A 25,550-nucleotide genomic window follows, 5' to 3' on the forward strand; every position below is an offset into this window, starting at 1 on the left:
GTGGACCGGGGCGGATCCATGCCTGCGCCCGATCTCATGCTCCTCACGGGATGGATCGCCTCTCGACCCCGGCGGGTGCGCGCTCCCCGGGCCGCACAGCGAGCATCCGCCGGAGTCGAGATCACGCAGGAGGTGCGGGACGGCGACAGGCGGTCGGCGGGCTCAGGGCCGCAGGGCGGTGGTGAGGGCGAGGGCGGCGGCTCCGACGGAGCAGGGATGGGGCTGCACGGTCGAGACGGCCACGTGCACGTCCGCGCCCAGGGCCCCGGCGCGCTCGCGCAGCGAGGCGGTGACGGCGTCGCGGTACAGCTTCGGGGCCATGGAGATGCTGGTCCCGCTCAGCACCACGCTGCGCACCCCGAGCGGCCCGATGATGTTGCCGATGACCAGCGCGATCGTCCGGGCGCTGTCCAGGACGATGCGCGTCGCGCCCGCGTGGCCGTGGGCCGCCGCCTCGGTGAGCCGGGCGTGGTCGGTGATGACGCGGGTGCCGTCCGGGTCCAGGCCCAGCTCCTCGCCGAGCCCGTCCTGGACGGCCCGGCGGATGTCGGCCGCGTTCGAGGACGTCTGGTGCAGGCAGCCGCGGCCTCCGCAGGGGCACGGCGGCCCCTCGGGGTCGACGATGACGTGGTCCAGCGAGCTCGAGCCGGGGATCTCGGGCAGGATCGGCCCTCCCGCGGAGAGCACGACCGCGCCGATGCTCGGCCCGAGGTGCACGGTGAGGCAGGCCGACTCCTCCTGCTCGCCCACCCAGTAGCTCCCCAGCCCCGCGCACAGGGCCGGGCTGCCGAAGGTCGTGGGCAGGTCCAGCTCGCGCTGGAGGAGGTCGCGCACGTGCGCAGCGGCGGCGGCGTCCTGGCGCAGGTCGGCGATGCCGATGCCGGCGCAGCCCCCGCGCTCGTCGTCGATCCGGGTGCGCAGGTCGCGCAGGCGCTCGAGGAGCGCCGCCTCGTCCAGGGCGAGGGCGGGGCCCTCGGCGGCGTCCGGGGCCGCCGGCCGGCCGTCCTCGGCCGCGGCGGCGCTCGCGCCGAGGGGCATCACGGCGCGGAAGCGGAGGCTCCCGTCCATGTTCATGGCGACCAGGGAGAGCCGGTCGAGCTCGAGGGTGCAGCCCAGGGACCAGCGGGAGGCGGTGTTGACCCGCAGCAGGCTCGCCGGCTTGCCGCCGGTGGAGCGGGCGCGGCCCACCTCGACCACGAGCCCCTCGGCGAGCAGGCGCTTGACGGAGTTGGTGACCGTCACCGCGGTCACCCCGAGCTCCGCGGCGAGCGCGGTGCGGGTGGTGTCGGGGACCCGGCGGATCGCGTCGAGGACCGCGGCATCGGTCGCCGCGCCGCTGCGCGGTCGAAGAGCTGCCATGGGGTTTCCTCTCGACGGTCGATCGGGCGGAGCGGGGACGCAGCGGTCGGGCGCCGACGGCACCGCCTCGACACCGCGGTCTCCGTCGATGGTCGCGGACCCCGGAGGCGCCCGCGCTGATCGTGACATCTTCGTGACGCTCGAGGCGCGGGAACGCGGTTGACGCCGCCGTGAACATGCTCGCATACTTGCGCTTACTTCACAAAGTTGGTTAAGTAAGTCCCGTTGGCAGCGGCCGGTCCCTCGGACCCGCCGCTCCAGTCCCCACCGTTCCCGCACCACCCTCCCGCCCGATCGGGCACCACAGATCTCACGCACTGCCGCGTGGAGAAGGAGAGCGACGATGCATCTCAGCCGCAGGACCCTCGGCAAGCTGTCCCTGGCCGCCCTGGCCCCGCTGGGGCTGGCCGCCTGCTCGGGCCAGTCGAACCTCGAAGGCGGTGCGTCCGGCTCGGACAAGCCGATCGTGACCACGTACAACGGCTCCGGCGCCGGCTTCACCAAGAACTTCAACCCGCACTCGGCCTCGGTGCTGAGCATGGTCCAGGGGATGATCTTCGAGCCTCTGTTCTACTTCAACCCGCTCAACGCGATCGATGCGGACCCCGTCCCCCAGCTGGGCGAGTCCTACTCCTGGAACGAGGACGGCACGGCCCTGACCGTCACCGTCCGCAGCGGCGTGACCTGGTCGGACGGCACCCCCTTCACGGCGAAAGACGTCGCCTTCACCTTCAACCGCATCAAGGACACCCCGGCCCTGAACGGCTCCGGCAAGGCGCCCTCGGCGGAGGCCACCGACGATGCCACCGTCGTGATCACCTACCCGGCGCCCTCCTTCGTCGAGGGCCCCAACGCCCTGGGCCGCACCTGGATCATCCCCGAGCACCGGTTCGCGGACGTGGCGGACCTCGCCACCGACGCCAACGAGGAGCCCGTGGGCACCGGACCGTTCGTGCTCTCGGACTTCACCGCCGAGTCCTACCTGCTCGGCGCCAACGAGTCCTACTGGGAGGAGGGAAAGCCCGCCATCGGCGGCGTGCGCGTGATCTCCCTGTCCGGCAACCAGTCCGCCACCGACAAGTGGCTCGCCGGCGAGATCGACTACATGTCCACCGCCATCCCGGACCTGGACACCCACGTCGCGAACAACCCCGACCTCAGCTACACCAACACCGGCACCTCGCAGGCGGCCCTGTTCGCCGCCGCGAACCCCGAGCTGGGCTGCGAGGGCCCGCAGACGGACGTCGCCGTGCGCCAGGCGCTCTACTACGGCATGGACCGCGAGCAGCTCTCCAAGCTGGCGTTCTTCGACCTGGGCACCGACATCTCCCCCGCCTTCGCGCTGCCCGAGCGGGACAAGGAGTTCATCGACCCGTCGATCGAGCTGGCCCCCTGGAACGCCGATCCCGCCAAGGCCGAGCAGATCCTTCAGGACGCCGGCTACGCCAAGGGCGGCGACGGCATCTACGCCAAGGACGGCGTGCGCGTGTCGATGACCGTCAGCTGCCCCACGGGCTGGACGGACTTCGTCACCGCCCTGGACACCCTCAAGCAGCAGTACTCGCAGATCGGCATCGAGCTGATCCCCCAGCAGGTCTCCGTCAACGAGTGGAACGACGCGAAGTCCAAGGGCACGTTCCAGCTGGTCATCGACTCCGTCGGGCAGGGCCCGGCCCCGGACCCGTTCTACCCGTACCACACCTTCTTCGGCACGGACTCGACCGTGCCCGTCGGGGAGAACGGCAACCCGTACCAGAACAGCTCCCGCTTCTCCGACCCCGACGTCGACGCGGCGCTCGAGGTCGCGGCCGGGACCGACGACCCGGAGGTGAAGAAGCAGCAGTACTTCATCATCCAGAAGAAGATCGTCGAGGCGATGCCGTACATCCCGCTGCTGATCGGCTCGAGCCTGACGGAGTACAACTCCTCGAAGGTCACCGGCTGGCCGACCGCCGAGAACCTGTACGCCTACCCCATGTCGTGGTCCGCCCCGGACAACGCCCAGGTCCTCAAGACCGTCACCCCCGCCTGAGAACAGCGCTCCCCCGGACGCCGGGCGCCCCGCACGACGGGGCGCCCGGCCCCGCCCGGCGCTCGTGCAGAAAGGACCTGCGGTGCACATCGCGCGGAAGCTCGGCTTCTACCTCGTGGCCCTCTGGGCCGCCGTCACCCTCAACTTCTTCATCCCCCGGGCGCTGCCCGGCAGCCCCGTCGACGCCGTGCTGGCCAAGCTCGCCCTGCGCGGCCCCGTCGACCCGGGCACCCGCCACGCGATCGAGGTGATGCTCGGCGCCGACGACCAGGGCTCGATCATCGAGCAGTACTTCCAGTACCTCGGCAACCTGCTGCGCGGGGACCTCGGCACCACCGTGACCTACTTCCCCGCGCCCGTGACCGAGGTGATCGGCCAGGCGCTGCCCTGGACGCTGGTGCTGGTGGGCCTGTCCACCTGCGTCACCTTCCTGCTCGGGGTGGGGCTGGGCACCGTGGCCGGCTGGCGGCGCGGCACCTGGCTGGACTCCCTGATCCCCGCCACCACGATCCTGCAGTCCGTGCCCTACTTCTGGCTGGCGCTGCTGTTCGTGTACGCCTTCGCGGTGAACCTCCGCCTGTTCCCGATCTCCGGCGGGTACGACGTCACCCTGGTGCGCCCCGCCCTGGACTACCCCTTCCTCTCCAATGCGGTCTACTACGCCTTCCTGCCCGCGCTGACCATCGTGCTCAGCTCGCTGGGCGGATGGCTGCTGGGCATGCGCAACATGATGGTCTCCACCCTCAGCGAGGACTACATCCTCACCGCGGAGGCGAAGGGCCTCAGCCCGCGCCGCATCATGCTCACCTACGCCGCGCGCAACGCCGTGCTGCCCAGCGTCTCCGGCTTCGCGATCTCGCTCGGCTTCGTCGTCTCCGGGTCCATCGTGGTGGAGTCGGTGTTCTCCTACCCGGGGATCGGCTACACGATGCTGCAGGCGGTCAACAACAACGACTACGCCCTGATGCAGGGGCTGTTCCTGATCATCACCGTGGCCGTGCTGGGGGCCAACCTCGTCGTCGACCTGCTGTACGGCGTCATCGACCCCCGCACGCGGGCCCGCGGCTGAGACGGAGGAGAGACCATGACCACCAAGCCCAACACCGCGGCGATGGCCGTGTCCGCCCAGCGCCGGCGGCTGCCGCGATTCCTCACCCCCACGCTGATGGTCGGCGGCGGCATCGTCGTGCTGATCACCCTGTTCGGGCTCATCGCCCCCTTCTTCGTGGCCGATCCCAACGCCGTGGACAACATGGGCATGCAGCCGCCCTCGGCCCAGCACTGGCTGGGCACCACCCAGACCGGCCAGGACGTGCTGGCCCAGCTCGCCTGGGCCACCCGCGGCTCGCTCACCGTCGGCATCATCGTGGCCGTGATGGCGCTGTTCCTCTCGGCCTTCTTCGGGATCCTCGGCGGATACCTGGGCGGCTGGCTGGACGAGGCGTTCTCCCTGTTCACCAACGTCGTCCTCATCCTCCCCGGCCTGCCGCTGATGATCGTCATCGGCTCCTACGTCGAGCAGCGCGGGCTGATCCTCATCGCCGTGGTCCTCGCGATCACCTCGTGGGCGGCGGCCGCCCGCGTGCTGCGCTCCCAGACCCTGTCGATCCGCGGCCGCGACTACGTGCAGGCCTCGAAGATCGCCGGCGAGCGCCCCTGGCGCATCATCGCCGTGGAGATCCTCCCGAACCTGCTGCCGGTCATGTCCAGCAGCTTCGTGTTCGCCCTCGTCTCGGCGATCCTCGGCGAGGCGGGGCTGAGCTTCATCGGCCTCGGCGTGGTGGGCACCCACACCTGGGGCTCGATGCTCTTCTACGCCCAGAACGGCCAGGCCCTCACCCTGGGCGGCTGGTGGTGGTTCGTCCCGCCGGGCGCGATGATCGCGGCCCTGGGCGGCGGCCTGTCCCTGATCAACTTCTCCATCGACGGGATCATCAACCCCCGTCTGCGCACCGCCCCCGCCGCCGCGCGGACGGCGCGCCACGCCCAGAAGGAGGCGGCAGCGGCATGAGCACCCCCACCCCCGATCCCGCATCGGCCGCCGCGGCCGATCCCGCGCAGCACCACCCGAGCGCCGCGGATCTCGCCGCCTCCGCCGCGAACCGCGAGCTGGTGGACATCGAGCACCTGCGCGGGGACGACTCCCCGCTCTCGCAGGAGCCGGTGCTCACCGTCTCCGACCTCAGCATCGAGTACCAGGTCGACCCGCCGGTGCGGGCCGTCCGCAGCGCGAGCTTCCAGCTGCGGCGCGGCGAGGTGCTGGGCCTGGCCGGGGAGTCCGGCTGCGGCAAGACGACCCTCGCCTACGGCCTGAACCAGCTGCACCGGCCGCCGGCGCGGATCGTCGAGGGCTCGGTGACCTTCCACGGCCAGGACGGCCACGACGTGGATGTGCTGGGGCTCCACGGCGCGGACCTGCGCGCCTTCCACTGGTCCCGCATCGCCATGGTGTTCCAGGGGGCGATGAACTCCCTGAACCCCGTGATCAGCGTGCGCGCCCAGCTGGACGACGTGTTCACCACCCATCGGCCGGAGATGTCCAAGGCCGAGCGCCTCTCCCGCAGCCGCGAGCTGCTGGACCTGGTGGGCGTGGATCCCGACCGGATCGGCGCCTTCGCCCACGAGCTCTCCGGCGGCATGCGCCAGCGCGTGATGATCGCGATGGCGCTGGCGCTGGATCCCGAGCTGATGATCATGGACGAGCCGACCACGGCGCTGGACGTCGTGGTGCAGCGGGAGATCCTCCAGGAGATCCTGCGCCTGCGCCACGAGCTGGGCTTCGCGGTCATCTTCATCACCCACGACCTGCCGATGCTGCTGGAGATCTCCGACCGGATCGCCGTGATGCGCGCCGGGCAGATCGTCGAGCTGGAGACGGCCGAGGAGCTCTACTTCGCGCCGAAGCATCCCTACACCCGCAAGCTGCTGGGCTCGTTCCCCTCGCTCACCGGCGACGCGGGCGACTTCATCCGGGCCGGCTACTCCGACGAGGAGACCCGATGACCACCCTCACCGCCCAGAACATCCACAAGACGTACACCCTGCGCAACGGCCTGCGCTTCTCCAAGCTCCAGGCCGTCAAGGACGTCTCCTTCGAGCTGACCGCCGGCCGGACCGTCGCCCTGGTGGGCCAGTCCGGCTCCGGCAAGTCGACCATCGCCAAGCTGCTCATGCAGCTCGAGCACCCGACCTCCGGGCAGCTGCTGCTGGACGGCAGGCCCATCGGCCGCCGCGGCGCCGCCCTGACGGCCTACCGCGACGACGTGCAGATGGTCTTCCAGGACCCCTTCGCCTCCCTGAACCCGTTCCACTCGATCGGCCACCACCTGCGCCGGCCGCTGCTGCTGCACGGGAAGGCCACCGCGAAGACGGTGGACGCCCGGGCCGCCGAGCTGCTGGAGCGGGTGAACCTCTCCCCCGCCGCGAGCTTCCTGGAGCGCCGCCCCCACGAGCTCTCCGGCGGGCAGCGCCAGCGCGTGGCCATCGCCCGGGCCCTCGCCCCGGGGCCGAAGGTGCTGGTCGCCGACGAGCCCGTGTCCATGCTGGACGTGTCCGTGCGCCTGGGCGTGCTGAACCTCCTGGCCCGCCTGCAGCGGGAGGAGCAGCTGGCGATGCTGTACATCACCCACGACCTCGCCACCGCCCGCCACTTCTCCGACGAGATCCTCGTGATGTACAAGGGCGAGGTCGTCGAGCGGGGAGCGGCCGATGATGTCATCCTGAACCCGCAGGCCGAGTTCACCCGCACGCTGCTGAAGGCCGCCCCCGAGCCGGGCACCAACCAGCGCTTCCTCGCCGAGGCCCGTCGCCGCGGCGTCCCCATGCCCGACCATCTCGCCCACCGGGAGGACCAGTGACCCCAGCGAGCGCCCTGACGCCCGTGACCTCGGTGCGCCGAGCATCCGACTCCGCCATCGACCGCCTCGACCTGCACGAGGGCTGGACCCTCACGGTGCTGGACGGCCCCGCCCCGTTCCCCGTCCAGGACATCCCCGCCACCGTGCCCGGCACCTTCCTCACGGATCTGCTGGACGCGGGCCTCATCGAGGACCCGTACCTCGACGAGAACGAGAAGGCGCTGGCCTGGAGCGGCGAATGCGACCTCTCCTACCGCACCTCCTTCAGCCTGGGCGCCCTGCCCGGCGAGCGCACCGACCTGGTGGCCCGCTCCCTGGACACCGCCGCGACCGTGATCCTCAACGGCGAGACCGTCGCCGTCGTGCAGAACCAGCACCGCTCCTGGCGCTGGGCCGTCGAGCACCTGCTGCGCGAGGGCGAGAACACCCTCGAGATCCGCTTCGCCTCCCCGCTGCGCACCGCCCGGGAGAACCAGCAGGTCATCGGCGAGCTGCCGAAGATCGGCAACGAGCTGCCCTACAACGCGATCCGCAAGATGGCCTGCAACCTCGGCTGGGACTGGGGGCCGGTGCTCGTGACCAGCGGCATCGCCGGGCCCATCGGCCTGGAGACCTGGAGCGGGGCGCGCCTGGCGACCCTGCGCCCGCAGGTCGACGTCATCGGCGAGGACGGCTCCGTGCGCGTCCGCGCCCAGGTCGAGCGCGCCGCGGACGCCGCTGCCCCGGCCGCCCCGGATGCCCCGGATGCCCCGGCCGCGGCCGATGCCTCCGAGGAGCTCGCGCTGCGCCTGGTGGTCACCGACCCCGACGGCGCGGAGGTCGCGACCCTCGAGCACGCCCTGACCGGTGCGGAGCGCGAGGTCGATCTCGCCGCGGCCGTGCCGGCGGTGCGCCGCTGGTGGCCGCGCGGCTACGGCGAGCAGCCGCTGTACACCGTCGCCGTGTCGCTGCGGCGCGCGGACGGCACCGTGCTCGATGCGAGCGCGCACCGGGTGGGCTTCCGCACCGCCGGCTTCGTGGAGGAGACCGACGAGATCGGCACCTCCTTCACCATGGTCGTCAACGACCGCCCCATCCTGATCAAGGGCGCCAACTGGATCCCCGACGACTGCTTCCCCACCCGCCTGACGCAGGAGTCCTACCGCCGCAGCATCGGCCACGCGCTGGACGCGGGGATGAACACGCTGCGCATCTGGGGCGGCGGGCTGTACGAGGACGACGTCCTCTACGACATCTGCGACCAGGAGGGCCTGCTGGTGTGGCAGGACTTCGCGATGGCCTGCGCCGCCTACTCCGAGGCCGAGCCGCTGCGCTCCGAGATCGAGGCGGAGGCCCGCGAGAACATCGTGCGCCTGGCCTGGCATCCCGCGCTGGTGCACTGGAACGGCTCCAACGAGAGCGTCGAGGGCTACTACCACTGGGGCTTCCGCGAGGTCATCGCGGAGGGCACCGGCTGGGGGAACGGCTACTTCACGCAGCTGCTGCCGTCCCTGGTCGCCGAGCTGGACCACTCCCGCAGCTACACGCCCTCGAGCCCCTACTCCCGGCCGAAGGTCGAGGACCCGCGCAACCCCGACCACGGGACCGTGCACAACTGGGTGGTGTGGGCCTCCGAGGAGGACAACAACTACGTCCACTACCGCGACACCTCCCCGCGCTTCGCCGCCGAGTTCGGCTGGCAGGGACCGGCGTCCTGGGCGACCGTGGAGCGGGCCATCACCGAGCGGCCCCTGCGCGCGGACTCCCCCGCGATGCTCAACCACCAGAAGGCCATCCGCGGCCAGGAGAAGCTCGTGGCCGGCTACCGGCCCCACTTCCCCGACCCGGACCCGGCCTCCTATGCGGACTTCCATTTCACGACCTCGCTGAACCAGGCGCGCGCGCTGCTGGTGGGCATCAGCCACTACCGCTCGCTGTGGCCGCGCTGCGGCGGCACCATCATCTGGCAGCTCAACGACTGCTGGCCCGTGACCTCGTGGGCCGCGGTCGACGGCGACGACCGCCGCAAGCTGCTGTGGCACGCCATGCGCGAGCTGTACCGGCCGGTGCTGCTGAGCGTGCAGCCCGGGCGCGACGGCGACCCTGCCGGCCCGGGCCTGCGGGTGAGCCTCGGCAACGACCGGGACATGGAGCTCGCCGGCACGCTGCTGCTGCGCCGGCAGACCCTCGCCGGGGAGGTCCTCGCCGCCGCGGAGGCTCCCCTCGCCGTCCCGGCGCGCAGCGCGTCCGCGGTGCCGGTCCCCGAGGAGCTCGCCCTCGCGCAGGACCCGGCCGGCGAGGTGCTGGTCGTCGAGCTCGCCGGCCCGGCAGGCTCCGCGGCCGAGGCGGGCGGGGCGCCGCGCGCCGTGCACTGGTTCGCGGAGGACAAGGACCTGGCGCTGGAGGCCGATGCCCTGATCGCGAGCGCCCGCGCCGAGGGCGAGGACGTGGTCCTGGACCTCGAGGCCCGTTCGAGCGTCCGCGACGTCTGCGTGATCGCCGACCGCGTCCACCCGGACGCCGTCGCCGAGCGGCAGCTGCTCACCCTGCTGCCCGGCGAGCGCGCGAGCATCCGCATCCGGGTGCCCGGCGGCGCCGCGGACCCGGCGGCGTACGCCGCCCCCGGTGTGCTGCGGCACGTGGGCGAGCTGCTGGCCCGCTCCCGCGCCGCGCAGCCCGCCGGGCCTGCCCAGCCCGCCGCCGCCCGGGAGGAGGCCCGCACCTCGTGAGCACCGTCGGCCTCGTCGTCCCCGGCGACATCTGGTCCGCCCGCAGCGAGCAGTTCCTGAACCAGGTGCTCGCCGGGATCGAGGACGTCGTCGTGGCGGCGGGGCACACGGTGCTCACGCACGCCGCCGGCTCCGTCGAGGAGGAGATCGCCGTGCACCGGCGCTGGGCCGCCGAGGGAGCGGTCCGCGCCGTCGTGCTGCGCGACCTGGGCGCGCAGGACCCGCGCCCGGGGATCCTCCACGACCTGGGGCTGCCGTACGTGCTGATCGGCGACGTGGTCCAGGAGGACGGCCCCGGCGCCGGCGTCCCCACCGTCACCGTCGACAACGCCGGGATCATGCGGGAGGTGCTCGGCACCCTGCTGGAGATGGGCCACCGACGGATCGTCCACGTGGGCGGGCCGCCGCACCTGCTGCACTCCGCCCTGCGCCGCGCCGCCTACCGCGAGGTGATGGCCCGGCACGGGCTCGAGGACCTCGGCATCGACGGCGACTACACGCGCGCCTCCGGGGCGGCGGCGCTCGAGGCCGTGCAGGCGCGCCTGCCGGGCGTGCCCGCGACCGACCCGCCGGCGCCGAGCCGCGCCGTGCTCGTCCTGGACAACGACGCCATGGCCCTGGGCGCCCTCGAGCGCGCCCGGGAGCTGCGCCTGCGCGTGCCCGCGGACGTCTCCCTGGTCTCCTGGGAGGACTCCATGGGCTGCCAGCTCAGCGAGCCGCCGATGACGGCGCTGGGCCATTCCCTGAGGTCGACGGGGATGCAGGTGGGCCGGGCGCTCGCCCTCCTCGTCGAGGACCCGCCCCGGGTCATCCGCCACCGCCCCTCGACGCCCGTCCTGCTGCGGCGCGAGACCCTCGCCGGGCCCCCGGCGGACGCCGCGCCCCCGCGCTGAGGCTCCGCGCGCCCGCTCAGAGCCTCCGCGCGCCGGCTCCGCGCCACAGGCGCCGCGGCGCTGGCTCCTGCCGCGACGACCGCCCGCAGGGCCCTCGCGCCCGCGCGTCCGGACAGGGCCGAGGCCGGCCCCGGACCGCGCACCGCACGGCATCGGCATGTCGTGACCTGATCGAAACTTCCGTGCACTTTTTCCTCGGTGCCGGCGCATCTCCGCAGCTGGCCCGCGACCGCGGACCTCCGGCCGAATCCCTGCGCGCCACCGACAGGCATCCCGGAAAGCCGCTGCAAACTGCGGGTTCTCTCGATCCCGCAGCCCTCCGCGACGACCTTCCGCAGCAGGCAGACTCCGTTGCCGCCTGTTGCCATACGGCGATTGACGCTCCAAAACCCCTCCGCTACTGTGAGCGGGCGTACCCGGTTTTACGAAAACTTCAGGCACCGATGCCGACCAGGGTCGCCACTCACACGCACGAGGAGGTGCATGACCCCGTGACCACGTCCAGCCCCCCGCAGGAGCTGCCGGCCGTCGCCGAGGGGACCAGGCCGCGCACGAGCCCGCCCCGACGGACGTCCCGCCGCCGCCCCCTCGGGCGCGACATCCGCAAGGACTGGCGGCTGTACTCCCTGCTCGTCATCCCGCTGGTGTACCTGCTGATCTTCAAGTACATCCCCATGGCCGGGAACATCATCGCCTTCCGCCGCTTCCGCGCGGGCGGGTCGATGTTCGGCGACGAATGGGTGGGCCTGCGCTACGTCCAGAAGTTCCTCGAGGACCCCGCGTTCTGGAAGGTCTTCTCGAACACGGCCATCCTCGGCGTGCTGAGCCTGATCATCGTCTTCCCGATGCCGATCATCCTGGCGCTGCTGCTCAACGAGGTCCGCAAGACCTGGTTCAAGCGCTTCGTGCAGACCGTCTCCTACCTCCCCCACTTCATGTCGATCGTGATCGTCGTGGGCATGGTGATGCAGCTGGTCTCCCTCAACGGCACCGTGAACTCCGTGATCACGGCCCTCGGCGGGGACCCGGTCAACTTCATCGCCCAGGCCGGCTGGTTCCGCACGCTCTACATCAGCTCGGAGGTCTGGCAGACCGTCGGCTGGGGCACGATCCTCTACCTCGCCGCGCTCACCCAGGTCGACACGCAGCTGTACGAGGCCTCCCGCATCGACGGCGCGAACCGCCTCCAGCAGACCTGGCACGTGACGCTGCCCGGCATCACGCCGACGATGATCACCCTGCTGATCCTGAACATCGGCACGTTCCTCTCGGTGGGCTTCGAGAAGATCCTGCTGCTGTACAACCCCCTGACCTACGACACGGCCGATGTCATCGCGACCTACCTGTTCCGCGTCGGCCTGGTGTCCAACAACTTCAGCTATGCCACGGCCATCGGCCTGTTCGAGGCGATCATCGGCCTCGTGCTCGTGCTCGGTGCCAACGCCCTGTCCCGCCGCGTCGTCGGCTCGAGCCTGTGGTGAGGAGAGGACGATGAGAGAGTCCCGCAGCTACCGGACCTTCACGGTCCTTAACACGATCTTCCTGCTCGGCGTCGTCTTCCTGACGATGTACCCCTTCCTGAACATCATCGCCCAGTCCCTCTCGAGCGAGGCCGCGATCATGGCGGGCCGGGTCACCCTGTTCCCGATCGGCTTCACCACCGAGACCTACGAGGTCGTGATGTCGGACCGGCTGTTCTGGGTCAACTACAAGAACACCGTGGTCTACACCGTCGTCGCCACCGCGATCTCGCTGGTGCTCACCACCATGTACGCCTACGCCATCTCCCGGATGCGGCTGCGCGGGCGCGGGCTGTTCATCGGCATCGCCGTGTTCACCATGTTCTTCAACGGCGGCCTCATCCCGAACTACATCCTCATCAACTCGCTGAACATGGACAACAGCATCTGGGCGATCGTCATCCCCAATGCCGTGAGCATCTTCAACCTGCTGGTGATGAAGGCGTTCTTCGAGAACCTCCCCCTCGAGCTCGAGGAGGCGGCCGCGATCGACGGCCTGACCACCTACGGGATCCTGCTGCGCATCGTCATCCCGCTGTCCAAGGCGATCCTGGCGACGATGCTCCTGTTCTACGCGGTCTCCCACTGGAACTCCTGGTTCCAGGCGTTCATCTACCTCTCCGACAAGGAGCTGTTCCCGGTCACGATGTACCTGCGGAACATGATCGCCGGCACCAGCCAGACCTCCGACGTCGCCGCCGCCTCCGCGGACGCCCAGAACAACGTCTCCTCCAACATCAAGGCGGTGACGATGGTCCTCACCGTCCTGCCGATCCTCTGCGTGTACCCGTTCATCCAGCGGTACTTCGTCTCCGGCGTCATGCTCGGCTCCGTCAAGCAGTGACCCGCCCGGGGACCGTCCCTCCGGCGCGGCCCCCTCGCCTCCGCAGCGCATCCCGTCCGATCCCACCTGTTTTTCACCGACGAAAGGCACCACCATGTTCTCCAGGCGCTCATTCCTCGCCGCGTCCTCCGCGACCGCGGGGCTCACCCTCTCCCTCGCCGCATGCTCCTCCGGCGGCGCCGGCGGCGGCGGCGAGCCGGTCGACACCTCCGAGCTCAGCACCGGGGCGATGGACGACTACACCGTCGGCAGCCAGTTCACCGCGACCGAGCCGTTCGACCTGCCGATCCTCTTCAACGACAACGCGGCCTACCCCTACCGCGCGGACTGGCTGTTCTGGACGGAGCTGACCAAGCTCACCAACGTCACCCTGAAGCCGACCGTGGTGCCGATGTCGGACTACGAGCAGAAGCGCTCCCTGCTGGTCAGCGCGGGCGATGCCCCCTACGTCATCCCCAAGACCTACCCGGGCCAGGAAGACGCCTTCGTCACCTCCGGCGCGATCCTCCCCATCAGCGACTACGTCGAGCACATGCCCCACTACCAGGACAAGGTCTCGACGTGGCAGCTGGAGGAGGAGATCGACGGCCTCCGCCAGGCCGACGGCAAGTACTACGTGCTGCCGGGCCTGCACGAGGAGGTCTGGCCCGACTACACCCTCGCCTACCGCGTGGACGTGCTCGAGGAGCTGGGCCTGGCCGAGCCCACCACCTGGGACGAGCTGCTGGACGTGTACCGCAAGGTCCGGGAGGCCAAGCCCGACATGTGGCCGCTCTCGGACCGCTTCGCGGGCGACTGCCTGCTCGGGCTGGTCGCGGCCAGCCACGGCGTGGGCGCCGGCTGGGGCCTCGGGGACGGGGTCGTGCGGGAGGAGCCGGGCAGCGAGACCCTCGTCTTCGGCCCGCAGCAGGAGGAGTACCGGGCGATGACCGAGTGGTTCTCCACCGGCATCGCCGAGAAGCTCATCGACCCCGAGAGCTTCACCCAGGAGGACGACCCGGCCGTCCAGAAGTTCGTGACCGGCAAGTCCTTCTCCCTCTCCACCAACTCGCAGACCGTCATCGACTACCGCACGGGCCTGGCCGAGAACGTCGGCGAGCAGGCGGTCGTGAAGAAGATGCTGCTGCCGGGCGGGCCGCGCGGGCAGATCATGGCCGGCTCCCGCCTCGAGAACGGCGTCATGTTCACCGCGCAGATGGCCGAGGACGAGCACTTCCTGGCGATGCTGCAGTTCATCGACTGGCTGTGGTACTCCGACGCCGGCCAGGAGTTCGCCAAGTGGGGCGTCGAGGGCGTCACCTTCGAGCGCGAGGGCGACAAGCGCGTCCCCGCAGCCGATGTCACCTTCCTCGGCATCAACCCCGAAGGGACGAAGGACCTGCGCAAGGACTACGGCTTCTCCGGCGGCAACTACGCCTACGGCGGCACCACCGATCTGCTGCGCTCGACCATGAACGACGAGGAGATCGCCTGGCAGGAGGAGATGGCCGCCACCCACGAGCCCGCCGAGCCGATGCCCCCGTACCCCTTCGACGAGATCCAGCAGGAGGACGCCACCCTCGTCATCACGCCGCTGACGGACTTCGTGGACCAGAGCACCCTCAAGTTCGCCACCGGCCAGCGGGACCTCGCCGAGTGGGACGCCTTCGTCACCGAGTGCGACGACAACGGCGCCGCGAACTACATGGAGATCGTCCACGAGGCGCAGGCCGCCTTCGAGGGCTGATACCGACATGGCCACCGCACCGGCATCGAAGGGCGCCCCCGAGGGGCGCGACGTCCACGAGCGCGGCATCTGGCGCGCCGCGTTCGTCCTGTACGACCTGGCGCTGCTCGCGGTGCCGCTCGCTCTCGGCGGCGCCCTGGTGCTGGCCGCGGTGGTCCTCTCCCAGGGGACCCTGCTGGGACTGCTCCTGGTCCCTGCGGAGGCCTGGCTGATCGGGTCCCTGGTCGTGGCCGCGCTGCACGCGGTCCACGACCAGGACCTCACCACCGACATCCGCCCCCTGCGCCGCCTGCTGGCCGGGCTGCGCCAGGGGCACCGCCAGGCGGCGGTGCTGTGGATCCCCGTCGGCCTCATGGCCGCGGGGCTGATCGGCGGCGGGATGATCGGCGGCGGGGCCGGCCCCGATCTCGCCGGCCTGGTCCTGCTCCTCGCCGTCGCCCTCATCGCCCTGCTGGGCAGCGTGATCGCCAGCCGCTTCACCGTCAGCGGCATCGGCCTGTGGCGGGCGGCGCTGGGCGCGGTCGCCGTCTCCCCGCGCGGCGTGCTCGGGGTAGGGCTCACGCTCCTGGCCGCCGTCCTCAGCGTCGCGGTCCTCGGCGAATGGGTGCTGCTGCTGGTCGCCGCCCCGCTCGTGCTGCTGCTGGACCGTTCCGCCCGCCCCCTCGTCCTCGCCCTGGAGGAATCCCTCGATGACCGCTGACCCTGCGGCCCGCCCGCTGCCCGCCCGCTTCCCCTACGGCGGCGACTACTGCCCCGAGCAGTGGCCGGCCGAGGTCCGCGCCGCCGACCTCGATGCTCTCCAGGACATCGGCGTGAACACGGTGACCCTGGGCGTGTTCCTGTGGTCGAGCCTGCACCCCGCGCCCGGGGTCTACGACTTCTCCCTGCTCGACGAGATCCTCGAACCGGTGCTGGCCCGGGACATGCAGATCGTCCTGGCCACCCCGACCGGCGCCCACCCCGCCTGGATGGCCCGCACCGCCGATGTCACCCGGGTCGACTTCGAGGGGCGGCGCCACCTGTTCGGCGCACGCCACAACAGCTGCCCGAGCTCGGCGACGTTCCGTGCGGAGTCCGCCGAGATCGCCGGGCTGCTCGCGCAGCGGTACCACGACCTCCCGGGCCTGGTGGCCTGGCACATCGGCAACGAGTTCGGCGGCATGTGCTACTGCGAGAGCTGCGCGGCGGGCTTCCGGCGCTGGCTGCAGGAGAAGTACGGGACCCTCGAGGAGCTCAACCGCCGCTGGTACACCCTGTTCTGGGGCCACACGATGCACTCCTTCGAGGACATCGTCCCGCCCAGCGCCCTCAGCGAGCACTGGAACGGCCCGGCCTACACGGCCTTCCAGATCATCACCCTGGACTACCGCCGCTTCCAGTCCGAGGCGCTGCGGGAGTGCTTCCGCCTCGAGAAGCAGGCGATCCGCCGCCACAGCCCCGACGTCCCCGTCACCGCCAACCTGATGGGCTTCTTCCCGGGCATCGACTACCGCCGCTGGGCCGATGACCTCGACATCGTCTCCTGGGACAACTACCCGCGCATCGGCCACGGCCCCGGCAGGGTGGCGCTCGCGCACGAGCTCATGAAGGGGCTCGCGCCGGATCGGCCGATGTGGCTGATGGAGCAGACCCCCTCGCAGACCGCCTGGCGGCCCGACAACCCGCTGCAGGAGCCGGGGCTGCTGCGCCTGCGCACCTGGCAGGCCATCGCCCACGGCGCCGAGGCCACGCTCTACTTCCAGATGCGCGCCTCCCGCGGGGCCAGCGAGAAGTTCCACGGCGCGATCCTGAACCACGCCGCGCGCACCGACACCCGCGTGGTGCGGGAGGTCGCGCAGATCGGCGCGGAGGTGCGCGCCGCGGCCCAGCTGCGCGGCTCCCGCACCGAGCACCGGGCGGCCGTCTGCGTGGACTGGGACAGCTGGTGGTCCCTGGAGATGAGCGACGGCCCCACCCGGCGCGTGCCCTACGTCGAGGAGATCACCCGCATCCACCAGGACCTCTTCGACCGCGGCATCGGGGTGGACGTCCTCTCCCCCGACGCCGACCTCACCGGCTACGACCTGATCCTCGCGCCGGTCCTGTTCGTCACCGGCCCCGAGCGGGCCGCGAACCTCGAGCGCGCCGTCGCCGCCGGCGCGGACCTCGTCACCGGGTTCCTCAGCGGACGCGTCGACGAGGACGACCAGGCCCCCACCCTCGACGTCCCCGGGCACCTCGCCCCGCTGTGCGGGATCCGGGTGGACGAGACCGACTCCCAGCCCGAGGGCGTCGATCGGGAGATCCGCTGGGCCGATGGCACCATCTGCCGCGCCGACACGGTCTTCGACCTGGTCACACCGGTGGATGCAGAGCCCCTCGCGGACTACGGCTCCGGCTTCTACGCCGGGACCGCCGCCGTCACCCGCCGCGACACCGGCGCGGGGCGCGTGTTCTACGTCGGCGCGCGCCTGGACGAGGCAGGGCTGCGGACGCTGTGGGACCAGGTGCTCGGGGCGGCCGAGGACCGTGCGCCCGGGCTCGAGCGGGTGCGCCGCCGCACCGAGGACGCGGAGGTGCTGTTCCTGCTCGCCCACGACGGCGCCCACCGGGTCGTCCTCGACGCGGCCTCGACGGACCTGCTCACCGGCGACTCCTTCCCGGCCGGGGCGGTCCTCTCCCTCTGCGCGCCGGAGGTGCGGGTGCTGCGCCGGCCCCTCGAGGGGGCGCCCGCATGAGCGCGCCGGCATCCCTGTTCACCGGGATCATCGCCGCGAACGCCCGCGAGGACCTCGGGATCTACGGCGTGCACGTCCACCAGGAGGGCGTGGGCGAGGCCGAGCACCGCTTCCGCGCCGACGACCTCGTCCACGTGTTCTCCTGCTCGAAGACGTTCACGGCGCTGGCCGTGGGCATGCTCGGGGACGCCGGCGCGCTGCGGGTCACCGATCGCCTGGTCGACGTCGTCCCGCCGCGCGGCGAGGTCGCCCCCGGCGTCGAGGACATCACCCTCGAGCACCTGCTGACCATGACCTCCGGCAGCTCCTTCACCTGCTTCACGGAGCGCGAGAAGCTCGAGGCCGATGTGGCCTCCGCCTTCTTCGCCGCCCCGCTGTCCAGCGCCCCGGGCGCGCGCTTCGACTACTCCAACGGCTCCACCTACATGCTCGCGCGGGCGGTCGACGCCGTGGCCGGCGAGGACCTGCGCGAGTTCCTCATGCCGCGCTTGTTCGCGCCGCTGGGCATCGCCAACCCCCAGTGGTTCCGCTGCCGGGGCGGTCATTCCTGGGGCGCCTACGGCCTGCACCTGCGTACCGCGAAGCTCGCCCGGCTGGGCCGGCTGCTGCTGCAGTCCGGCGCCTGGGACGGCACACAGCTCGTCTCCTCGGACTGGGTCGAGGCGATGCACGCCGACTGGGTCCCCACCGGCCGCGAGGACGGCGAGGACACCGCCCGCTACGGCTACCAGGTCTGGGACTGCGCGCCCGAGGGCGCCTGGCGGGCCGACGGCAACTACGGCCAGTACTCGATCGTGCTGCCCCGCGAGCGGGCCGTCGTCACCGTCACCGCGCACCTCGAGGGCGGGAGGATGCACGAGATCCTCACCGCCCTCTGGCGCGACCTGCTGCCGCGGCTGCGCTGATGCCGGGCGCCCCGGCCCGATCAGCTGCGGCCGAGCACCTCCGCGGTGAGGATCGTGCCGCCGAGGCTCCAGCCGTCGCCGTGCACCTCCTCGAGGATCACGAGGGCGGTGGCGCGGGCGAGGGGTCGACGTCGCAGCGCGCCTCAGGCCATCCCGCCGTTCGCGCGCAGCACCTGGCCGTTGACCCATCGGCCGTCGGGCCCGGCGATGAAGGCGACGACGCCCGCGATGTCCTCGGGAGTGCCCAGGCGCTCCAGCGGCGGGGTCTTCGCGAGGGCGTCGATCTGCTCCGGCGTCTTGCCGTCGAGGAACAGCGCGGTGGCCGTCGGCCCCGGGGCGACGGCGTTGACGGTGATGTCGCGGCCGCGCAGCTCGCGGGCGAGGATCAGCGTGATGCTCTCGACCGCGGCCTTGCTGGCCGCATAGGCGCCGTACTCGGGGAACTGGGCGGCCAGGACCGTGGTCGAGAAGGTGACCAGGGCGCCGCCGGCGCGCAGCCGCCGGGCGGCCTGCTGCGCGACGACGAAGGTGCCGCGGATGTTGGTCCGGTGCAGCGCGTCGAGGGCCGCCAGGTCGAGGTCGGCGATGCGCGAGAGGGCCATGCGCCCTGCCGCGTGGACGACGACGTCGACCCCGCCGAACTCCTGCTCGGCCCGATCGAACAGGGCCGCCATCTCCTGCTCGTCGGCGACGTCGCCCTGCACGGCGAGGGCGGTGCCGCCGGCGGCGGAGATCGCGGCGACCGTCTCCTCGGCCGCGGCGGCACCGCCGGCGAAGTCGACGACGACGGCGAACCCGTCGGCCGCGAGGCGCTGCGAGACCGCCCGGCCGATGCCGCGCGATCCGCCGGTGACGAGGGCGACCCGCTGGGTCGCTGGGGTGTGGGTGTCTGTCATGCCGTCCACTGTCCGCCGGCGCGAGCGGCGGATCCAGGGGATCACGTCCCATGGTCCGCGCTCCCGCCCCTCCGGCAGACTGGGAGCATGACCCCCGCGAACCACTCCGAGCTCGGCACCTTCCTCCGGTCCCGGCGCGAGCGCATCCGCCCGGATCAGGTGGGGCTTCCGCTCGGACCGCGGCGACGGGTGCCGGGACTGCGGCGCGAGGAGGTGGCGCAGCTGGCCGGCGCCTCCGTCGACTACTACACCGAGCTGGAGCGCGGCGCGGGCTCGCAGCCCTCGGAGCAGATGCTCGCCGCGCTCGCGCGCGCCCTGCGCCTGTCCCGCGACGAGCGCGACTACCTGTTCCACCTGGCCGACCGGCCGGTGCCGGTGGACGCCGGGGCGAGCGCGCACGTGCACCCCGGGATGCTCGACCTGCTCAGCCGGCTGCCGGACACCCCGGCGCAGGTGATCACCGACCTGCACGAGACCCTGGTCCAGAACCGCCTGGCCGTGGCGCTGCTGGGCGACCACAGCGGTCTGCGCGGCCGCCGGGCGAGCTTCATCCACCGGTGGTTCCTCGAGGAGGAGGCCCGGCGGCTCTACCCCGAGGCCGATCACGCGCGCCAGTCCCGCTCCTTCGTCGCCGACCTCCGGGCCGCGGCGGCCGCCCGGGGACCACGCGACCCTGAGGTCGCCGCGCTGGTCGCCGAGCTGACGCAGGCCTCCCCCGAGTTCGCCGCCCTGTGGGCCGAGCACGATGTCGCGGTCCGCCGCGAGGACCGCAAGCGCCTGATCCATCCCGCGCTCGGCCTGATCGAGGTCACCTGCCTCCACCTGTTCAGCGAGGACAGGCGCCAGCGGCTGCTGTGGTTCACGCCGGCGCTCGGCTCCGACAGCGCGGACGCCCTGGAGATGCTGTCGGTCATCGGCGCCCAGGACCTCGCCGACGAAACCGCCTGACGGATCACGGATTACCCGTCGACCTGCTCGGGCGAGATGACAGGGAGAAGTCGGACGAGATGGCAGGGAGAAGTCGGACGAGGCGGCAGGGAGAACCGGCAGGAACCGCCGCAGGATGACTCCGTCCGATATCCGGATAACCCCCGGAGGAATGGCCTCGTGAGGACGCGCCGGAATGACATCGCCGCGCGCTCGAGGCGGCGGCGATGCCCTTCCGGGCGATCCCCGGCGGGGACCGCGCCTCAGCGCACGACGTAGGTCGTGATGCTCTGCGCGGGCAGCTCGCCGCGCAGCGCCCCGGCGCTGTCGATCACCGGAGCCTCGACGACGGCCGAGCGCTCCTCCGCCGAGGTGCGCCAGGCCTCGACCGACGCGGGCCGCATCCCGGCCAGCTCGTAGGCCCTGCTCAGCGGCGTCTCGGAGGAGTTGATGGCCACGATGACGACGGAACCGTCGGCCGCACGATAGGCGGACTCCCGCACCCCCTCGGCGCCGTCGCCGTCGAGCACGAGCCGCTGCGAGCCTGCGCGCAGGAACCGCGAGAAGTGCGACATCACGTGGCCGCGGTGGCTGATCGAGCCGTCCTCGCTGATCGGACCGTAGTTGCGGCGGATGTACCACCACACGTAGGCCTGGAACTCCGCGACGACGAAGGAGTCATGGATGCTCTCGCCGACGACGAGGGACTCCGGCCAGCGCTCGTTCGAGTCCGGCTCGCTGTTGGGGACGTACACCTCCGTCATCCACAGCTCGCGATCCCCCTTGTTCTCGTGGAACAGCGGGTACTCGAACGCATCCGGCTGCGTGCCGTACAGGTGCGCGCCGAGGATGTCGACGTTCGCCCAGGCCGCCTCGGAGCGGATGATCGGGTCGGAGGTGTCCTTGAGGTACTGGAAGGACTCCGGCGCGATGATGCGGCAGTCGATGCCGCCCGCGTGGTTCTCGAGGAAGTCGATCATCTCCGCCGGCGTCCACCAGGTCCACTCGTGCGCGTAGTCGGGCTCGTTCTGGATCGAGATGGCATGCAGGTCCACCCCGTTCTCGCGCATGAACGTCACGAAGTCCTGCAGGTGCTGGGCATAGGCCGGGTAGGCGTCGTGACGCAGCCGCATCGCGTCCTCCTGGACCTCGATGCGGCGCACACGGATCCCGTCGACAGCGGGCCGGCCGTCGACGGTCACGAGCTCCACGGCGTTGCCGCCCGCCTCGAAGGGGACGTCGACCTCGACCTCCTGCCAGTCCTTCGCCGAGGCGGTCGCCGGGAGCTCCAGCTCCGTCGCGATCACGTCACCGTTGATGCGAACCTGCAGGTGAGCGGGCTGGGACGGGAGGGCGTAGCGGATCGAGAGCCGGTACGGAGCCGTCCGGTACGCGGTGACCGCATCCCAGGAGATGACCGCGCCGGAGTCCGTCGTCGGCACGACGTACCCCTCTCCACGATATCCGGAGACCCCTGTGGCCACGCGCACGCCCTCGAGCCGCTGCGCCTCCTCCGCGGGGAACGGCGAGCCGGCTCCGCCCGGCTCCTCGCGGCGGAAGGTCTCGCGCATCTCCTTAGGCGGGTACCAGGGGGAGGCGAAGACGATCGCCCCGTGCTCCTGGGCGCGCAGCGCGGTCTCGAGCTGCAGGCCCCAGGTCTCGCGCCGGTCCGAGACGGGGATCCGCAGCACGGCGAAGCCCAGCTGCCCCTCCTCGGTGCCGAACGCCGTCTCGCGCTGGTCCGGGGTGAGGTCGGGGATCCACTCCGGGAAGTTGATGCCGCCGACGCCGCGGATGGTCTGGCGCGGCTGGGAGGTGCGGATCACGGCCTGGCCGGCGGCGGCGCCCTTCTGCGGGGTGCTCTCGGCATGCGCGACGGGCAGGCCTGCGGCGGCGCCGACCACCGGCGCGATACCGAGGCCGGCCAGCGCGACGCGGCGGGAGACGGTTCCCGCGCCGTCGGCGCCGGAGGCAGGGGCGGGCGGGTGGGACGCGGAGCGCGGGGACGCGGGGAGGGGGTCGTGCGAGGACATCGTCGTCCATCCTTTCGGAAACTTTTCGTGAACGGAGGGCTCCAGTCCACCCGAGCGCACCACCGATGTCAACCGCTTTCCGGATTTTCCGGGATCGCCCGCGATCCTCGTCCGAGGATGCGCCCGGGAAAGGACCCGTTCCGCGACCGGAGGTCCTCGACCCGAATGCGCCGAGAATGCGCGCCCGGCCCGCACGGAACTGCGGTGTTGACGCGCCCGGAAGGACGGCATCCCGTCGGAGAAATGGGGAGAAGGAGCTCGCCGCCCGGTGCACCATGAGCACGCGGGACGCTGCCGGCGCGCCCCGAGGGCGCTCGCCGCCCGGAGCGGCGGCGCGGAGGGTCAGGACAGCTGCAGGCCGGTCAGGCAGGTGGGGGCGTCGGCGGTGGTGGCGAAGGGGATCGAGCCCGTCTCCTCGCCGATCGCGGCGGTGATGGTGCCGGCCACGTCGCGCGGCAGCCAGAAGCCCGCGAAGCCGTTGGCGCCGGTGGTGGTCTCCTCCTGGACCAGGACGGTGCCGCCCTCGTCGACGATCTCGACATGCACGGCGGTGTCGGCGAGCTCGCCCTGGCAGCCGCCCAGGCTGTGGAAGAAGCAGTCGTGGGTCTGCGAACGGAAGGGGGCCAGAGCCAGGGAGAACAGGTCCTCCGGCAGCGCGACCTCGATCGCGCGACCCTCGGGATCGAACACGACCCGATCCGCCTGGACCGAGGCCATCAGCGCCAGCGGGCGGGGACCGGGGTGGGCGTCCAGCGCCTGGACCGCCTCCTGCACGGTGCGGGCGCGGATGCCGAGATCGGCGAGCATGCTCCGCACCTCCCGGGGCAGCGCGCCGGGCTCTGCCGCGCAGGCGGACAGCAGCAGACCGCCGGCGCCGACGGCGGCCAGGGACGCGGCGCCGCGCAGCAGGTCGCGTCGGCTGCCGCTCACGCGCCGGGCTCCTCGGAGCCCGCTGGCGGTGCGGTGGACTCGCGGACGATCAGCTGGGTCTCGAGCTTGAACGGGTGCGCGAACAGCCCCGGGTCCGAGGCGAGCGCCAGGGCGCGCTCGATCGCGACCTGCCCCATCGACGCCAGCGGCTGGCGCACGGTGGTCAGCTGCGGGTTGGACCAGGTGGCGATGAGCGTGTCGTCGAAGCTGACGACGCTGAGCCTGTCGGGGACCCGCAGGTCGCGGGCGCGGGCGGTGCGCAGCACGCCGATCGCGAGGGTGTCGGCGACGGCGAAGATCGCGGTGGGCGGCTCGGGCAGGTCCAACAGCGCCTCGGCGGCCGCGCGCCCGTCGTCGTAGCCGAAGGAGCTGTGCCGCACCAGCTCCGGGTCGAAGGGGACCCCCGCCTGCTCGAGCGCGCTGCGGTAGCCCTGCAGGCGCTGGCGCGCCGGCACCGAGTCCTCCGGGCCGGCGACCACGCCGATGCGCCGATGCCCCAGCTCCAGCAGATGCCCCGTGGCCGTCTGCCCGCCCTCCCAGTTCGTCGCGGAGATCGTCACCAGCGAGGTGTCGGAGGTCGAGACCGGGTCGACCACGAGGATCGGCACCCCGATCTCGCGGCTGTAGCGGGCGTGGCGGGCGTCGACCTGGTGGGTCACGGCGATCACGGCGCCGATGCCCCGGTCGGCCGCGGCCTGCAGCCATTCGCGCGAGAGGGCCTCCCCCTCCGGACCGCCGTCCTCGCTGTGCACGGTGACCTGCAGGTCGTACCCGGCGCGGGAGGCGGCGCGCACGGCGCCGTCCAGCACGTGCAGGGCGTAGGGGCTGGAGAGGTCGTCGAAGACGATGAGCAGACGGTGCTGGCCGCCCGGGGGCTCGCGCCGCCGTGCGACATAGCCGAGCTCCTGGGCCGCCTCGGCCACGCGGGTGCGGGTGGAGTCGCGGACGTCGGCCCGGGAGTTCATGACCTTGGAGGCGGTCGCCAGGGAGACCTGCGCCCGCTCCGCGACGTCGCGCAGCGTCACCCGACCGTGCCCCGCCGTGACCACATGCGCTCCTTCGTGCCGCTCCCGCGTTCTCGTCCCCGCATGGTATCGGAGCATCGGCCCCCGCCCCGACCCGGCGGTCGCCGGGCGGACGGGTGCGCAGGCGGCGCGGCGCGGGATCAGCGCGCCGGCGGGGGCGCCGTGGACTCGCGCACCACCAGCCGGGTCTCCAGCTTGAACGGCATCGCGAAGCGCCCGGGATCCGCCGCGAGCGCGGCGGCGCGCTCCACCGCGACCTGCCCCATGGACGACAGCGGCTGGCGCATCGTGGTCAGCTGGGGGTTCGACCAGGTGGCCACCAGGGTGTCGTCGAAGCCGATCACGCTGAGCCGGTCCGGGACGCTCAGGCCCCGGTCGCGGGCCGCGCGCAGGACGCCGACCGCGAGGGAGTCCGCGACGGCGAAGATCGCCGTCGGAGGATCGGGCAGGTCCAGCAGCTGGCCCGCCGCCGTCCGCCCGGCCTCGTTCGCGAAGGACCCGCCGCGCACGAGCTCCCGGTCGAAGGGGATGCCCGCGTGCTCGAGGGCGCTGCGATAGCCCTGCAGGCGCTGGCGCGCCGGGACCGAGGCGCTGCGCCCGCCCACCACGCCGATGCGCCGGTGCCCCAGGCCGAGCAGATGCTCGGCGGCCGCCCGGCCGCCGTCGAGGTTGGTCGAGGAGATGGTCACCAGCGACGAGTCGCCCGTGGTCTCCGGGTCGACGGCGATTACGGGGACCCCTGCCTCCGCGCTCCATCGGGCCAGCCGGGCGTCCACCGGCCGGGTCACGGCGATCACGCCCTGGATGCCGCGGGCGGCGACCTCCTTCAGCCAGGGGCGGGACAGGGCCGTCCGCCCCAGGGACTCGTGGTCCCCGTCGAGCGCGATGTGCAGGTCCACGCCGGCGCGGGCGGCGGCCCGCACCGCGCCGTCGAGGACATGCAGGGAGTAGGGGCTGGTGAGGTCCCGGAAGACGATCATGAGCGACACCGCGGGCCGCCCGCCCTCGCGCCGCCGGGCCTCGTACCCGAGCTCCCGCGCCGCCGCCGTCACCCGGGACCGGGTGAGGTCCCGGACATCGGCCCGGCCGTTCATCACCTTCGAGGCGGTGGCCAGGGAGACCTCCGCCCGGGTGGCGACGTCCCGCAGGGTGACCCGGGCGCTGTCGATGCCCGTCAT

Annotated in this window: 20 protein-coding genes; 14 read left to right on the top strand and 6 right to left on the bottom strand. The window is 72.1% G+C overall.

Going from position 1 to position 25,550, the window contains the following annotated elements; genetic code table 11:
- Positions 1-162: 162 nt before the first annotated feature.
- A complete protein-coding gene (locus tag BF93_RS19645) occupies positions 163-1,359 on the bottom strand; it encodes an ROK family transcriptional regulator (protein ID WP_038373877.1) in 1,197 nt (398 codons plus the stop codon).
- 343 nt (positions 1,360-1,702) lie between these two features.
- Between BF93_RS19645 and BF93_RS15450 the strand changes: the two genes are divergently transcribed.
- From BF93_RS15450 to BF93_RS15510, 13 genes are all read left to right on the top strand, one after another.
- Positions 1,703-3,391, top strand: a complete 1,689-nt coding sequence (locus BF93_RS15450) for an ABC transporter substrate-binding protein (protein WP_051487054.1) — start codon at positions 1,703-1,705, stop codon at positions 3,389-3,391.
- A gap of 82 nt (positions 3,392-3,473) precedes the next feature.
- The gene (locus BF93_RS15455) at positions 3,474-4,460 is read left to right on the top strand and encodes an ABC transporter permease (RefSeq protein ID WP_038373878.1); all 987 of its coding nucleotides are present in this window, start codon (positions 3,474-3,476) and stop codon (positions 4,458-4,460) included.
- Between the two features lie 15 nt (positions 4,461-4,475).
- Positions 4,476-5,402: an ABC transporter permease gene (locus BF93_RS15460; RefSeq protein ID WP_038373879.1), complete on the top strand. Its 927-nt coding sequence runs from the start codon at positions 4,476-4,478 to the stop codon at positions 5,400-5,402.
- Positions 5,399-6,394, top strand: a complete 996-nt coding sequence (locus BF93_RS15465) for an ABC transporter ATP-binding protein (RefSeq protein WP_084148607.1) — start codon at positions 5,399-5,401, stop codon at positions 6,392-6,394. Before BF93_RS15460 ends, BF93_RS15465 begins: the two co-directional genes overlap by 4 nt.
- Positions 6,391-7,248: an ABC transporter ATP-binding protein gene (locus BF93_RS15470; protein ID WP_038373880.1), complete on the top strand. Its 858-nt coding sequence runs from the start codon at positions 6,391-6,393 to the stop codon at positions 7,246-7,248. The genes BF93_RS15465 and BF93_RS15470 overlap by 4 nt, the downstream gene beginning before the upstream one ends.
- Positions 7,245-9,956 (top strand): glycoside hydrolase family 2 protein, encoded by a 2,712-nt coding sequence (locus BF93_RS15475; protein WP_198025454.1) that lies wholly within the window; start codon positions 7,245-7,247, stop codon positions 9,954-9,956. Before BF93_RS15470 ends, BF93_RS15475 begins: the two co-directional genes overlap by 4 nt.
- Complete coding sequence (locus BF93_RS15480) at positions 9,953-10,849, top strand: LacI family DNA-binding transcriptional regulator (RefSeq protein ID WP_051487056.1); 897 nt, start codon at positions 9,953-9,955, stop codon at positions 10,847-10,849. Before BF93_RS15475 ends, BF93_RS15480 begins: the two co-directional genes overlap by 4 nt.
- Positions 10,850-11,340: 491 nt before the next feature.
- On the top strand, positions 11,341-12,330 hold the full coding sequence (locus BF93_RS15485) for an ABC transporter permease (RefSeq protein WP_232226464.1): 990 nt from the start codon (positions 11,341-11,343) through the stop codon (positions 12,328-12,330).
- 10 nt (positions 12,331-12,340) lie between these two features.
- Complete coding sequence (locus BF93_RS15490) at positions 12,341-13,213, top strand: carbohydrate ABC transporter permease (RefSeq protein ID WP_038373883.1); 873 nt, start codon at positions 12,341-12,343, stop codon at positions 13,211-13,213.
- Positions 13,214-13,307: 94 nt separating this feature from the next.
- Entirely contained in the window at positions 13,308-14,939 is a 1,632-nt protein-coding gene (locus BF93_RS15495) for an ABC transporter substrate-binding protein (RefSeq protein ID WP_038373885.1), read from the top strand.
- Between the two features lie 7 nt (positions 14,940-14,946).
- Positions 14,947-15,639 (top strand): hypothetical protein, encoded by a 693-nt coding sequence (locus BF93_RS15500; RefSeq protein ID WP_038373886.1) that lies wholly within the window; start codon positions 14,947-14,949, stop codon positions 15,637-15,639.
- A complete protein-coding gene (locus BF93_RS15505) occupies positions 15,629-17,656 on the top strand; it encodes a beta-galactosidase (protein ID WP_038373887.1) in 2,028 nt (675 codons plus the stop codon). Before BF93_RS15500 ends, BF93_RS15505 begins: the two co-directional genes overlap by 11 nt.
- Complete coding sequence (locus BF93_RS15510; RefSeq protein WP_038373889.1) at positions 17,653-18,561, top strand: serine hydrolase domain-containing protein; 909 nt, start codon at positions 17,653-17,655, stop codon at positions 18,559-18,561. The genes BF93_RS15505 and BF93_RS15510 overlap by 4 nt, the downstream gene beginning before the upstream one ends.
- A gap of 143 nt (positions 18,562-18,704) precedes the next feature.
- Here the strand turns inward: BF93_RS15510 and BF93_RS15515 are convergent, their stop codons facing one another.
- Entirely contained in the window at positions 18,705-19,457 is a 753-nt protein-coding gene (locus tag BF93_RS15515; RefSeq protein WP_038373891.1) for an SDR family oxidoreductase, read from the bottom strand.
- Positions 19,458-19,544: 87 nt separating this feature from the next.
- Here BF93_RS15515 and BF93_RS15520 point away from each other — a divergent pair, with 87 nt between their 5' ends.
- Positions 19,545-20,405 carry a helix-turn-helix transcriptional regulator gene (locus tag BF93_RS15520; protein WP_038373892.1) on the top strand — a complete coding sequence of 287 codons (861 nt, stop codon included), beginning with the start codon at positions 19,545-19,547 and terminating at the stop codon, positions 20,403-20,405.
- A 242-nt stretch (positions 20,406-20,647) separates the two neighbouring features.
- Here BF93_RS15520 and BF93_RS19115 read toward each other — a convergent pair whose 3' ends face one another.
- The 4 genes from BF93_RS19115 to BF93_RS15540 form a co-directional block, all read right to left on the bottom strand.
- Positions 20,648-22,417 (bottom strand): carbohydrate-binding protein, encoded by a 1,770-nt coding sequence (locus tag BF93_RS19115; RefSeq protein WP_051487057.1) that lies wholly within the window; start codon positions 22,415-22,417, stop codon positions 20,648-20,650.
- 342 nt (positions 22,418-22,759) lie between these two features.
- Positions 22,760-23,347, bottom strand: a complete 588-nt coding sequence (locus BF93_RS15530; protein WP_038373894.1) for a CueP family metal-binding protein — start codon at positions 23,345-23,347, stop codon at positions 22,760-22,762.
- Entirely contained in the window at positions 23,344-24,396 is a 1,053-nt protein-coding gene (locus BF93_RS15535) for a LacI family DNA-binding transcriptional regulator (protein ID WP_038373896.1), read from the bottom strand. The genes BF93_RS15530 and BF93_RS15535 overlap by 4 nt, the downstream gene beginning before the upstream one ends.
- 116 nt (positions 24,397-24,512) lie before the next feature.
- Positions 24,513-25,550 (bottom strand): LacI family DNA-binding transcriptional regulator, encoded by a 1,038-nt coding sequence (locus BF93_RS15540; protein WP_038373898.1) that lies wholly within the window; start codon positions 25,548-25,550, stop codon positions 24,513-24,515.

This window comes from Brachybacterium phenoliresistens (genome assembly GCF_000576425.1).
Classification (GTDB): Bacteria; Actinomycetota; Actinomycetes; order Actinomycetales; family Dermabacteraceae; genus Brachybacterium; species Brachybacterium phenoliresistens.